Genomic DNA, 12352 nt, shown 5'->3' on the forward strand with positions numbered 1-12352 from the left:
TTGGAAAAATGAAGGATTGTTGGTGTTTTGACTTTTCTATTTCAACCATACCAAAAAGGTCATCAGTCTTGAATTTTCAATCTAAAATCTTAAGTCTTAAATCTACAATCTACAATCTAAGATCTTAAACCCTCAAACCTAGTTTCCTTCAATCTCCCCTACAACATCTACATCTTTAACCTCTTCCAATTCATCCCCCTCGGTAATCTTCCCTATTTCCATATTGAAGTTCTCGGCATTACCGGTTATTTTGATCGGTATGCCAAAAATACCCAAAGGCGGTAAACCGAGCCTGAATGCTATACTCATATCCCCATCCAAACTTACCTGACCTTCAAATCTCGGACGGAAACCTGCAATGCGCATCCTTGTCCGCTCGATGGTTATCAGATTATTGGCTATGCTGCTTTTAATACTCACATCTGCTAAATCAGGATCCTGAAGTTCCGAATTCTCCGTTCTGTTTGCGATGGTATTCATCAACTTAAAACCTTTGAGTTTAATGTTGTCCAAACCAAATACACCCTCACCCTTTATCGAAGGCATTACAGGCTGCATATTGGCATCCAATCTTCCTGAAAGCTGATAATCCAGGGAAGCAGTACCTGTAGCATAAGCGGCTGCAGTGACTATTTCTTTGAACATTGTAATCTCATTATATGCCCTTTGGATATCGAATGCTTTAGCTGTGATATTGTAATCAAATTCAGCATGATACGGGTTGATGGGATGATATTTGGCATCCATCTTAAAATCTGCACCAATCATTTCGAATCCTGTCTTTTCCAAAGTCAAGAGCCCTTTATCAATGGTAATTTCACCTTTGAATTTTTTCAAAACAAAATCATCATAAAGAATCGTGTCAACCTGTGCCGAAAAATTGAAATGGATGTTTTGAGGAATCATCACTACTCCATGTACCACGCCTATAGTATCTATAGTAGGACTATCATTTTCAGCGAAAAACATAAAATCATTGATATTGATCTTGCCGCTATTGATTTCCAATTTTCCATTCAATTCCTCACCCGGATCTGATAGATAGTTTATGATATTGAATAAATAACCTTTGGCCCTGAACTCATTGTCCACATAATAGGCCAAAAAATCCTCTAATTGGATTTTATCCTGATCAATCTTGAATCTTCCGGAAAGAATATCTATTGGATAAGGAAACAATTCAGAATTGATCTGTATCTTCTCCATCTCCACAAATCCTTTGTTATCGAGATATTGTATCCTACTTTGTATGGCATCGCTTTGTCGGCCTTTGAGATTCAGGTCTGTGATTAAATAACCGTTGACGTCATGTCCATCAATCCCGAAAGTTCCATAAAGCTTTCCAAGGTCAATCCTTCCGGATGATTGGATGTCGTATTTGATATCATCCAGGTTTTCCAGATTGGCAGTCAATGAAAAAGGGTGGTCTACAAATCGGAAATGAATGGGTTTAAGGTCAAATTTAAGGTCAGAATATGAACCTCTGTCACTCTGAATATCCAATTCAAGAGAAAGGTCCTCTATGGGATGCTCGGAATAGCTGGTTTTGATAAAACCCTCTCTCAGGTTTATTTTGGAATCCATGACCGGGAACAGTTTCTTTTCCGGTTCATAGCTTCCTTTGGCCTGAAGATCAATGTCAAATAGGCCCTTGAGGATAAATCCTTCTTCCAAAGGATAAAACTTTTCTACCTCAGACAGGTTGAATTTAGTGGAAATTGCGGCATCAACATCCATTCCCTTCAGTTGCCCGATATTGAAATGCCCTTTGACAATATTATCCAACACACTGAATTGGAAATTTTCCAAGAAAATACCCATATTTTGATAGATACTGTCAGGAGCACTGATACGAAGGTTCCATGAAATATTCTGAACAGGTTCAGGTAAATCAGTCCACTTAAAATAACCCTCTGAAAGTGTACTGATGAAATCAAAAACAGGGATGCTTGCTGTTTCGTATTTAGGGTTTCGGAAAGTGCCGGGAATCTGCCTTTCACTGTAAATACCATTTGCACTGAAGTTCCATTTCAACCTGCCCTTCATATCGTAGGCATATAAGCCTACAGCTTTGTCCAACAATCCCAAATCAACATCCGCAAGAAGATTGCTCTGAATAAATGCTGGATCTAGTCCATCTGTTTTGAAATGCCCCTTGAGGAATCCATCCCCTAAGCTGAAGTATATACTGTCCAGATCCAGTTTGGTTTTTTCAATGGAAAGTTCAGGAATGGTTATGTTAAAATCCACATTCAGATCCTTGAGCGGAATAGTGGATTCTGAGTGATTGAGATAACCGTCATAGACCTTTAAGTTCAATAAAAGATTCGGCATAAGGTTTTCCGAAGGCAAATACAAGCCTTGTAAAGAACCTCTGAGGTCTCCTTTCCCCCTGACTTTGGTTTCCTTCAGCCAAGGATACATGTCCTCAGGTACCAGGCTGAGCATATCTTTAAATTTGGAGTCAACTGACTCAAGAATGAAATTCATGTCATATCCTCCGCTGAGAAATTCCAGCTTGCCTACAAAATCCACCGGAAGATCATTGATTTTGAGATGGTTTCTTTCAAAAGTCAAAGCAGTTGATTCCGTATTGATTTTGGTTTTCAAATTGGCTGTTATTCTTTTTTTGGCAAAATATGGAATGCCTTCATATGAGAGTTCAAAGCTTGGAATTTTCAGGTTACTGCTTAAATCAAAAATTTCATTTTCAAGCTTTCCCTTTCCCGAATAGTCAAAATTCTCTGCCGAAAAAGAAAAGTCCAGACCTGAATCCTTGTAAAAAACCGAACTGTTCAGAAGTTTGATGCTTTTGATTTCGACCCTTAAACTGGTACTATCCGTTTCGGAAGTTTCTTGTTGGGTTTCCTGAGTGGACTTAAATATATCATAATTGGGATTCCCCAATTCGTCCATCAGAACATTGATTCTGGCATCTTTGAGGTAAATGCCATTGACCTGTATATTGTCACCCAACAGGGAAATCAATTTGATTCCAAAGGAAAGGTCTTTTGTATAAACCAAAGTGTCTATTTCAAATCCTTCTTTTCCCAAGATCAACAATTCATCCAACGAAACGGTCAGACTTGGAAAGTGCCTGAAAAATGTCAGGTTGATATTCTGAAAAGAAAGACCGGTTTGTACCTGTTCATTCAAATAGTCTTGCGCAATGCTGTTGATTTTTTCCTTGAAAAAAAAAGGGAGCAAAACCATAAATGCCAAAATAAGAGCAATTGCAAATCCGAAAATTTTTAAAAAGACAAGCTTTTTGAATTCGGTTATTTTCATGTTTTGAGAGATTGAAACAAAGACTGTAAGGAATTACACTTTGGGCAAAGATTTATGCTATAAAAATAAGAGAGAAACAGCGCAAATTTATTTCCTGCCTAAAAATTAATTAAATCTTCAATTTGGGCTTTGGTAAGTCGTACTATTTTTACTTTCAGCGTAATCGGGGTGAGGGGTTCGTCTTTTTCGTCTCTCTTTACAAAAACAATTTTGTCTATGACATCCATACCTTTGATAACCTGACCAAAGACCGTGTAATCGCCATCCAATCTATGGAGACCGTCCTTGTTTTGGACAATATAAAATTGGCATCGGGCCGAAAGTTTGTCAGGATTGCCGTCTCTTCCTGCACCTACTGCTCCATACACATGTGTGATACCTCTGACAAATTCCGGTTCCAACAGGTACTCAGGATCATTGAATCCCTCTTCTGTATCCGGACACCCGCCTTGGGCCACAAAATTGGGAATTACCCTGTTGAATGTCAGTGAATCCCAATAACCCGCCTCTGCAAGTTGGATAAAGCTTTCCCTGTGTTTTGGGGTTTCGTCAAACAGGCGGATATAAACCTTTCCCTGAGGGGTTTCAATCAATCCTATGGGTTGGGTTTGGGCAGAGGTGGTTTCAACAAACCACAAAACTACCAGGGTGAGTAGAGGAATGAATTTCATGGATTTAAATATAAGGGTAAAAAAAGGGAAAATAAAAAATGTGAGGGGGGAAGAGGAGGGTGGATGTAGAAAGATTGGGGAATTTGGAGAATTTGGGACAAATTATGTCAAATGGAAAAATACCCTGTTTCGGGTATTTTTTTATTTTAATTAATAGGGTAGTTTGAGCGATGATAGAAAATTAAAAAAGACGACCCCGAAAGATTAAATCCATCGGGGCCCTCTTAAATGTTTTCACAAAGGAAAAAACTCTTTATTAGAAATGCACTAAGAAGTAATTCCCATATGAAGATATCAATTTATTCACTTTTTGTTTTTTTCAATTGAATTCATGAATCTCCCTACGTTCGATTTGAGAGTAATTCCAATTTCCTTTTTTTTGACTCCGCAGCTTATACAATCGAAAACCGCTGTTTTTTTTGATTGACTACAGGGTTGGCGTACATGGCCAGGAAATTTTCCACTGCTACGGAATCATTTTGGTCCACTCCTTTGTGGAATCTAGCTTCAAAATAGGCTTTTTCGGCGGAGCTGTATTTATCCTTGAATTCATCGGTTTGATACAGCAGGTCATAGGCGATGTACTTGGTCGGCCAAAGTTTGTATCCGGACACAATTTGATCATCAATCAGGTCTGCCAGGGCTTTCAATTGCTTGGCAGGGCCTGAGATTTTTTTACTGATTTGCGCTATCTGACCGGTGAGTAAATCCCCGATATGGATATGGATCCGGTTCTTTTGTCCCAATATCCCACTGAGCAAAGTATGGAAATCTTCGTTTTCTCCTTTGACATAGGATTCTGAACGCGCTTTTGCCAGTAGCTCTGGCATTTTCAATATATCTGTCGGATCATATTCATAGGAAATGCTTACAGGTACGACATTCAGTTTTTTGAAATAGTCCAACAGACTTTCTCCCTGATCTGAGGCCATGGCGATCATTTTGAGGACACCTTTGTGGGTCATGTCATTACCGTCTTTGGTCCGGCCTTCCCTTTGGGCTATCCAAACAGACCTGTTTTCCCTCAATAATGATTTGCCTATGTATTCGGATATCAACTTTGAACTATCGAGCAGTTCCCGGGAGGGAAGTCCTCTTTTGATGATAAAACTTCTGGTCAGCCTGGCCAATGTTCTCAGAAATTGCTTTTTGACCAGATTGTCACCGATGGCAGAAGTGGTCATGGATAAACCATGCTCGTACAGACAGGTATTGAGAAGGGAAGTATCGAGGATGATATCCCTGTGATTGGATATAAAGAGATAGGAAGTGTTTTTTGAAAGTTTTTCAAATCCTGAGGTACTCAATCCGTTTGAACTGCTTTCCAGTACCCTTTTGACACCAGGATAGATAAAATTGATCTGGAAGTCCCGGATAGAATGGCAATGAAGCAAAAGGTCCTTCCAATATTCGTCATTTTTATCCGGAAAGGTATAATTCATCATAGCCTTGAGCATGGGGTGGTCAATGATTTCCCTGATAGCTTGATTTACTTCTGTATCGTAATACGGTCTTATATCTTCAAATGGAGACATTTTCACTGGGTTGATGAAGTGCAAAGAAAGTAAATTTTGGGCAAATAGGACGATTGTTTGGATGTATCCTTATTCAAATCTATTTATTTTAAGGATAGGGGATCGGACAGAAAAAAACAGAAGCAATGCTACTAGACCGGATGATCACTTTTAATGTTGTTTTGAAGGCTTTGAACAGTAAAAGTTAAAAAAAAAAGATTTTTCAACAAAGTGAAAATTTCTATTACATTTGATGCGGTTTTCGTAAGGTATTTGTGAAAAAATCAAAATTAGCATTCTTGTTGCTGATTGTTCTCTTTGGAGTACAGGGATGGACATTTGGAAGCCTATCCATTCCTGAAAGACTTCCTTGCGGGATAAATCATTTTTCTGCTGAATCGGTTTATTCTGCCGGTCAAAAATCAAAAATGACAGCTGATCAAAAAGCTGATGTTTTACATTCGATTAACTTCTTTAATTTTTTGTCAAAAGAAAAAACAGATGAGCAACATTTTACAACTGTTGTTCCTTTCTTTTTTCGAAATAAAATTAAGCTGGAAACTTCTCTGAATGCGGTTTTTTACCTCTTGAGATTTTCGTTTACTCTGGATTGCCTTTATCCCTATTTTTTCTTTTTCTGACAGAATTCGTTGACCATTTTTCATTGCTGAGATATTATCTCTTACAACTTTCAGTATAAATCTGATAATTAAAATCACTATCCTTTATGGAAAATAAGTTAATACCTAAAGAGGCTTGGGGCACCAGGTTAGGGCTTATCTTGGCCATGGCCGGAAATGCCGTCGGTCTGGGAAACTTCTTGAGATTCCCTGTTCAGGCAGTTCAAAATGGGGGAGGTTCATTTATGATTCCCTATTTGGTTTGTTTTTTATTGATGGGAATTCCGCTTTTACTAATAGAATGGTCTTCTGGTAGATTTGGGGGAAAATTCAACAACCACAGTACTCCCTACATCATGGATGGAATGGGAAAAGCGAGGATTTGGAAATATGTAGGTGTATTTGGGATTTTTACCAATATCGCTGTGGCGGCATATTACACTTACATTGAATCATGGAGTTTGGTATATGTGTTGCATTCTGTTTGGGGTACGTTTGAGGGAATGACTCAATCAGAAATAGCCAATTTTTTCACCTCATACGTGGACGTATTTACCACCAGTACCGGAATACCATTTGAAGCAGTGTTCTTCTATGTACTGGTATTGGTCTTAAACATATTTATCCTTTCCAAAGGATTGGGTGGAATTGAAAAAGTGGCCAAAATAGGGATGCCTTTACTGATATTGTTTGGGATGATTTTGGCGATTCGAGGTTTGACTTTGGGTGAATCCGGCAAATCAGAACTTTTTCCGGAGGCCAATGCCTGGGATGGACTGAATTTTCTTTGGACTCCGCAATTTGATTCCTTGACCAACCCAAAAGTTTGGCTGGCAGCCGCGGGACAAATATTCTTTACTTTGTCTGTAGGTATGGGTACGATTCAATGTTACGCCGCATATATCAAAGCGAATGAAGATATTGCTTTGAATGCCGTATCGGCAGGTTTTATGAACGAGTTTGTTGAAGTGGTACTTGGTAGCAGTATTGTGATTCCCATTGCAGCAGGATATTTAGGCCTGGATTGGGTTTTGGAAAATGCTGGATTTGGAATGGCCTTTCAAACTATGCCTTTTCTCTTTCAACAATGGGGTGAAATTGCTGCGGCATTTTCCGGGGTTTTATGGTTTGGACTTTTGTTTTTTGCAGGGATCACATCCTCATTGGCCATGGGAACACCTTGGATGGGTTTTATGATAGATGAATTTGGATGGGGAAATACTAAGGGTGCCTGGTCATTTGGAGCCATGGCTTTGATAATGGGTTTGCCTACGGTATTACTTTACCAATATGGTGTTTTCGATGAATATGATTATTGGGCTGGAACAGTCAGCCTGGTAGTTTTTGCCTTGCTAGAGGCGGTGTTATTTTCTTGGGTTTTCGGTATCAACAAAGGCTGGAATGAAATCAATGAAGGTTCAGATATCAAGATTCCCCAGGTCTATAAATTCATCATAAAATACATTACACCCCTATTGTTGCTCATGGTTTTTTTGAGTGCTTTGATTACCCCTTTTCAAAACGAATGGGCGGAGAACATATCAAGTGTAATGAATGGTGGAAATTGGGTTTTGGACAATAGTTCTTTAATTAAAAATATATCCAATTATGGACTAAATGAAGAACTTAATACTGCCGTAAATGAAACTGAAAAAGATTTTCTTGAAAGAAAAAAATTCTATATCAATTTGGCCAGAATTCTTTTGATAAGTTTGTTTGGGTTTATCTGTTTTCTGGTCTATTTATCAAATCAAAAACGCATAAAAGAAGGGAGGAAAAATTATGAATAACATAGCATTGCTAATGCTTCTGGTCACACATGGATCTGTTACCGCAGTCACTTTATATTTTCTTTACAAAGTAATGAATTCACCTCGGAAATGATTCTTCTTTTTAAATTTTGAGGGATTCATCAACATGAGCTCTGGATTAATCAGAAATTGGGTCTTTTATGTTTGCAAAAAAAATGACTGTCGGGCATTAAATTTGAGTTGTGATTTAGGCTAAATTGGATCTTTAAATCAAATTAATAATAATCAGGAAAGTCAAACTGATTACCTTTAAATATTACTAACCCTATTAAAAAATAAATAAATAAATGGAAATTTTCCTTTTAACAGAAACTTGGATTGCGTTAGCCACATTGACATTCCTTGAAATTGTCTTGGGGGTGGATAACATTATATTCATATCCATTATCTCCAATAAACTTCCTGAAAATCAGCAAGAAAAAGCCAGAATACTTGGGCTGGCATTCGCTATGATCTTTCGGATTGGTTTATTGCTTGGGATATCTTATATCATCAAATTCAATGAACCATTGATAACTGTTTTTGATTTTGATCTGAGTGGAAAAGATTTGATTTTGGCATTTGGAGGTCTGTTTCTTTTGTTCAAATCAACTTTGGAGATTCATCATAAAATGGAAGGGAAAGCCGAAGAGGTAAAAGCAAATACAGCCCAAGGTCTTTCTCAAGTAATTTTTCAAATTATTTTATTGGATGTGATCTTTTCATTCGACAGTATCTTGACCGCAGTAGGATTGGTGGATGAGGTGATTGTGATGATTGTTGCGGTAGTCATCGCTATGATTGTAATGATGGTCTTTGCAGGTAGGATCAGCAAGTTTATCAATAAGAACCCAACTCTTCAGGTATTGGCTTTGTCTTTTTTGATACTGATAGGATTTATGTTGTTGGTGGAAGGATTTCATGTTGAAGTTCCAAAAGGTTACATCTATTTTGCGGTATTCTTTTCTCTAAGTGTAGAATTGGTCAATATGCGAATTAGGAGGAATATTGAAGGAAAAAAAGTCAAACTCAACCCAAGGATTGTGCAGAAATAACCGGTTTACAAAAAGCAGGTTTTACAGTTTAATTTATACATCCTCCTGTCTTTGTTTAGTTGCAATAAAAAAATCTGATTACAAGAAAAGAAGCTGTATCATAAATCGTCTTTCAAATTTTCCGGAATAGAACCATTTGGCTGCTATATATTATCCAATATTTAAAAATTAAGTCCATTCAAAAGGGATTCATTTATCATTTTCTGACAACCCTTATGATTTCCATTTTAAAGCCATCTACTATTTCAATCACTAAAATCCCTTTCGGCAAGTCTCTTACAATATCATCTAAGATTATTGTTTCTAGATCAGTAACAAAGGCCTTGATTGACCTGCCATTAGCTGTAGATATAAATACATGGACCTGATCACCTTTATTTTTTGCCAAGCCTTGAAACTTTAGAGTGAGTTTATTTCCTTCTAAGGGATTTGGGTATATCAACCACTCTGATTCATTGAGTCCTTTTTGTTCAGGTACCAAAACAGAAATGACTTTGCTCATGTAAATTTTTTGATTGATGTCTTCGGTCCTTATCCGGTAATAAATCCGACCACCTGTAGCAGGTAATGTCTTGTCATTAAAACGGTAATTGCCAAAACTCTCATTATAACCATACCCTGCCACCCTGCCCAGATCCTTGAAATTTGATATGCCAGTTTCAGACCTTTCGATAATGTATTGACAAGGAATTTTTTCATTTGGAATTATCCATTCAATCTCAACGCTCCTGGTATTTTGGTTGAATTTAGCCTCAAATAAGTCCCATTTTTGGGAAAGGAGAGATGACCATTCCACAAAATAAGTTTCGGTTACCATGCAGCCCAATGAATCTGTGACCGTAATGGCATAGTTTCCTGAAGGCAAATCGGTGATAGTATATGAATCGCTTATGCCAGAGACAGAACCGGAAATTCCTGCAGGGTTACTTTGCCAAGCGATGGTGTAAGGGGCATTCCCACCGCTCATATCGACTTTGATGGTACCTGTATTTGAATTGGTCATGCTAGGCGTAATTTCCACCAAAATATCAAATACAGGGATAGTTATATTTCTGGTGACAGACCTAACAGTGCCGCTATTGTCTGTAGTGGTAAGTGATATATCATAACTCCCCGGCCCTGGAAAATTGAAGGATGGATTTTGTGCTGTGGATGTTCCCAAGCCATCAAAATCCCAAGCATAGTCGTAAGTAGGATATCCACCAACGGTAAGATCCCCGAATTGTACCGATGGATTACAATAGGTTGCGATATAATTGAAATCCGGGAATAAAGGCATAGCAGCTACAAACCCTGCTCCATTGAAATAACACTGTGAATTTCCATCACTGACTTCAGAACAAGGTGAGTTGCTGTTGGTTGACCATCTTATATAAACATTTTTCACCTCTACAATATCTCCCCAATTCCAAGTAAAATTGTTGACAAATACGGGAGTGTTGAGGACAACCTTTTGCTGGTTAAATAAACAGGCATAACCCTGGGTAACGACGAGTTCACCGTTAACATAGACGTCATAGGTGGTTTTCAATGAATAGGCATTGGTCGAACTACCGGAAAATGTGATAAAAATCTGTCCAGTTACCGAATCACCGATTTCATAATCGTCATTGGGAGTGAACGGATTGCCATCGGCATTGCGCAAAGTAAAACTTTCCACAAAAATATTGTTTTGTGTACAGCTTTGGGATATAGCCTGATGGATTGGCAATATGAAATGTAATCCCAAAGCTAAGATGATGATCAGTTTGGTTTTCATATTAAGAAGGATTTTTATTACCGGAATAAAGGGTGTTTTAATCGGTAATTCATAGATCTTGGGCAATTTCTATGTAAATGTAATCCATAAATCCAAAAATAAAAGACCTCTACAGGCAACTGATATTTTATCAGTACATATTTAGTTTGAAACTTGTGTTAAGTAGCATTTTAATGGTTAAGTAATTCAAAATAAAAAGTTTGAGGAGTTTTACCGTCTATGTAATAATTTTTAAAAAATCCGAAAACCATATTATTTCCTGCCGGCCATAAACCATTCAACCGCCTTTTTTTCTTCGCTCTTAATAAAGCTTTTCTTCTCTGCATTGTATTCCATACCATGTTTCCAGTTTTTTTTGCTTAGTGAAATTTTGATTTTGGCATATTCATTCCTGACTCCTTCATGGGCTTTGAGGTATTCTCTAAATGCAATATGCCTCAACCATTCAGAACTGTCTAATTCAACTATATGTACATTGGCTATCCTGCTTTGATTGACTTCATCATGTGGGATTTTGTCCTGATGATAAAATACTTTTCCAAATTTAGCGGAGGATATACCATCTTTTAGCCTCACAAATAGCCTTCTGTTGGGAAGGTCAGCCTCTAAAGCCTTATAATAAATATAGCTATCGATTAACCCAAGTTCATAGATTACAGTATCAAATTGACTTTTTTCTTTTACCCCTATCAAAATATCAATCACGTTCTTTGCGGACAATCCCGGAACAGAAGTACTGCCAATATGTTCTATTGAGGGATGAATTGAATTAAGGATAACCGAAAGCTCTTTTTTCAACCTTTCAAATTCCTTCACCCAATGCTTATCGTATGGTACAATCTCAATTTTCATCTTTGATTTACAATTTACATTATTTTAAAAACTTATCGGAAGTTGACTTGAAAATCCTGTTTTGAGAAGATTTAGGTTTATAGGTAGGAAATGTATTTGAGAAAAATAAATAGCCTCAGTTATCCCAAATGATGGATAATTCCATTCAATTTGCGATAAAAAGTTAACTATAACATCACTTCGACTTGGTGTCTTCTAGATTCCGTCATCAAGCTGAAAACATCACACTTAAATGACAAAATTCCATCCGAACCTATTGTGAAAAAATAAAAAAGTCCAAGTTTATATAAACTTGGACTCGTTGACCGACCAGGGCTCGAACCTGGACTCTTCTGAACCAAAATCAGACGTGTTGCCAGTTACACCATCGGTCAATTTTGGATTGATTAGTATTACCTTGCTTTAAGGTGCCACAAATGTAGGGGTACTTTCTTTTTTATGCAAGTCGGTTTTGTAAGATTTTTGTAATATGTATTTAATTGCTTTAAAGTCAGACTGAAAAATATACCCATCACTTTCCTACCAACGTAAAGTGTTTTAGACGCAATCTAGCCAAAAAAATAGCCAAAATAAATTGGCGTTTCAAGATTGCGTTTAAAACATAGTTGGACTAAGCCGTGCTACACCTATGGGTATTTATCTGCTTTGCTTTGAAGGTTTTGTCTGGTTTTGGACCATTGTCCTGAAGTTTTGGACGGATTCCGCTTTTTTCCTCGGAAATTTTGTTTGGGACCGGGCATACCTTTCCCTGTAACAGAACCTCTGTTTTGTTTTTCTTTCAGCTTTTCAAAGAACTTCATCCC

The 12352-nt window shown here is 37.6% G+C and carries 8 protein-coding genes and 1 tRNA gene; 2 read left to right on the forward strand and 7 right to left on the reverse strand.

Annotated features, from left to right (window positions below):
• Nucleotides 1-138 precede the first annotated feature (138 nt).
• From B9A52_RS15515 to B9A52_RS15525, 3 genes are all read right to left on the reverse strand, one after another.
• Entirely contained in the window at nucleotides 139-3288 is a 3150-nt protein-coding gene (locus B9A52_RS15515) for an AsmA family protein (RefSeq protein ID WP_084121321.1), read from the reverse strand.
• A 98-nt stretch (nucleotides 3289-3386) separates the two neighbouring features.
• Nucleotides 3387-3959: a peptidylprolyl isomerase gene (locus B9A52_RS15520; protein WP_084121323.1), complete on the reverse strand. Its 573-nt coding sequence runs from the start codon at nucleotides 3957-3959 to the stop codon at nucleotides 3387-3389.
• A gap of 392 nt (nucleotides 3960-4351) precedes the next feature.
• The gene (locus B9A52_RS15525) at nucleotides 4352-5494 is read right to left on the reverse strand and encodes a 1-acyl-sn-glycerol-3-phosphate acyltransferase (RefSeq protein ID WP_084121325.1); all 1143 of its coding nucleotides are present in this window, start codon (nucleotides 5492-5494) and stop codon (nucleotides 4352-4354) included.
• Between the two features lie 706 nt (nucleotides 5495-6200).
• Here B9A52_RS15525 and B9A52_RS15535 point away from each other — a divergent pair.
• Nucleotides 6201-7883, forward strand: a complete 1683-nt coding sequence (locus B9A52_RS15535; RefSeq protein ID WP_084121329.1) for an SLC5/6 family protein — start codon at nucleotides 6201-6203, stop codon at nucleotides 7881-7883.
• Between the two features lie 308 nt (nucleotides 7884-8191).
• Complete coding sequence (locus B9A52_RS15540; RefSeq protein WP_084121331.1) at nucleotides 8192-8938, forward strand: TerC family protein; 747 nt, start codon at nucleotides 8192-8194, stop codon at nucleotides 8936-8938.
• A gap of 196 nt (nucleotides 8939-9134) precedes the next feature.
• Here the strand turns inward: B9A52_RS15540 and B9A52_RS15545 are convergent, their stop codons facing one another.
• The 4 genes from B9A52_RS15545 to B9A52_RS25635 all read right to left on the reverse strand — a co-directional run bounded on the left by B9A52_RS15545 (nucleotide 9135) and on the right by B9A52_RS25635 (nucleotide 12349).
• The gene (locus tag B9A52_RS15545) at nucleotides 9135-10697 is read right to left on the reverse strand and encodes a PKD domain-containing protein (protein WP_157370175.1); all 1563 of its coding nucleotides are present in this window, start codon (nucleotides 10695-10697) and stop codon (nucleotides 9135-9137) included.
• Between the two features lie 252 nt (nucleotides 10698-10949).
• The gene (locus B9A52_RS15550; RefSeq protein ID WP_084121334.1) at nucleotides 10950-11549 is read right to left on the reverse strand and encodes a GrpB family protein; all 600 of its coding nucleotides are present in this window, start codon (nucleotides 11547-11549) and stop codon (nucleotides 10950-10952) included.
• 301 nt (nucleotides 11550-11850) lie between these two features.
• Nucleotides 11851-11923 (reverse strand) — tRNA-Gln (locus B9A52_RS15555).
• Between the two features lie 252 nt (nucleotides 11924-12175).
• Nucleotides 12176-12349 carry a hypothetical protein gene (locus B9A52_RS25635; RefSeq protein ID WP_157370054.1) on the reverse strand — a complete coding sequence of 58 codons (174 nt, stop codon included), beginning with the start codon at nucleotides 12347-12349 and terminating at the stop codon, nucleotides 12176-12178.
• Between the last annotated feature and the right edge of the window lie 3 nt (nucleotides 12350-12352).

Origin of the sequence: Aquiflexum balticum DSM 16537, from assembly GCF_900176595.1 — a bacterium.
GTDB lineage: Bacteria > Bacteroidota > Bacteroidia > Cytophagales > Cyclobacteriaceae > Aquiflexum > Aquiflexum balticum.

Excerpts from the sequence above, each read along its gene's own strand:
- B9A52_RS15515 (WP_084121321.1), bottom strand. The coding sequence starts at position 3,288 with ATGAAAATAACCGAATTCAAAAAGCTTGTCTTTTTAAAAATTTTCGGA.
- B9A52_RS15520 (WP_084121323.1), bottom strand. The coding sequence starts at position 3,959 with ATGAAATTCATTCCTCTACTCACCCTGGTAGTTTTGTGGTTTGTTGAA.
- B9A52_RS15525 (WP_084121325.1), bottom strand. The coding sequence starts at position 5,494 with ATGTCTCCATTTGAAGATATAAGACCGTATTACGATACAGAAGTAAAT.
- B9A52_RS15535 (WP_084121329.1), top strand. The coding sequence starts at position 6,201 with ATGGAAAATAAGTTAATACCTAAAGAGGCTTGGGGCACCAGGTTAGGG.
- B9A52_RS15540 (WP_084121331.1), top strand. The coding sequence starts at position 8,192 with ATGGAAATTTTCCTTTTAACAGAAACTTGGATTGCGTTAGCCACATTG.
- B9A52_RS15545 (WP_157370175.1), bottom strand. The coding sequence starts at position 10,697 with ATGAAAACCAAACTGATCATCATCTTAGCTTTGGGATTACATTTCATA.
- B9A52_RS15550 (WP_084121334.1), bottom strand. The coding sequence starts at position 11,549 with ATGAAAATTGAGATTGTACCATACGATAAGCATTGGGTGAAGGAATTT.
- B9A52_RS25635 (WP_157370054.1), bottom strand. The coding sequence starts at position 12,349 with ATGAAGTTCTTTGAAAAGCTGAAAGAAAAACAAAACAGAGGTTCTGTT.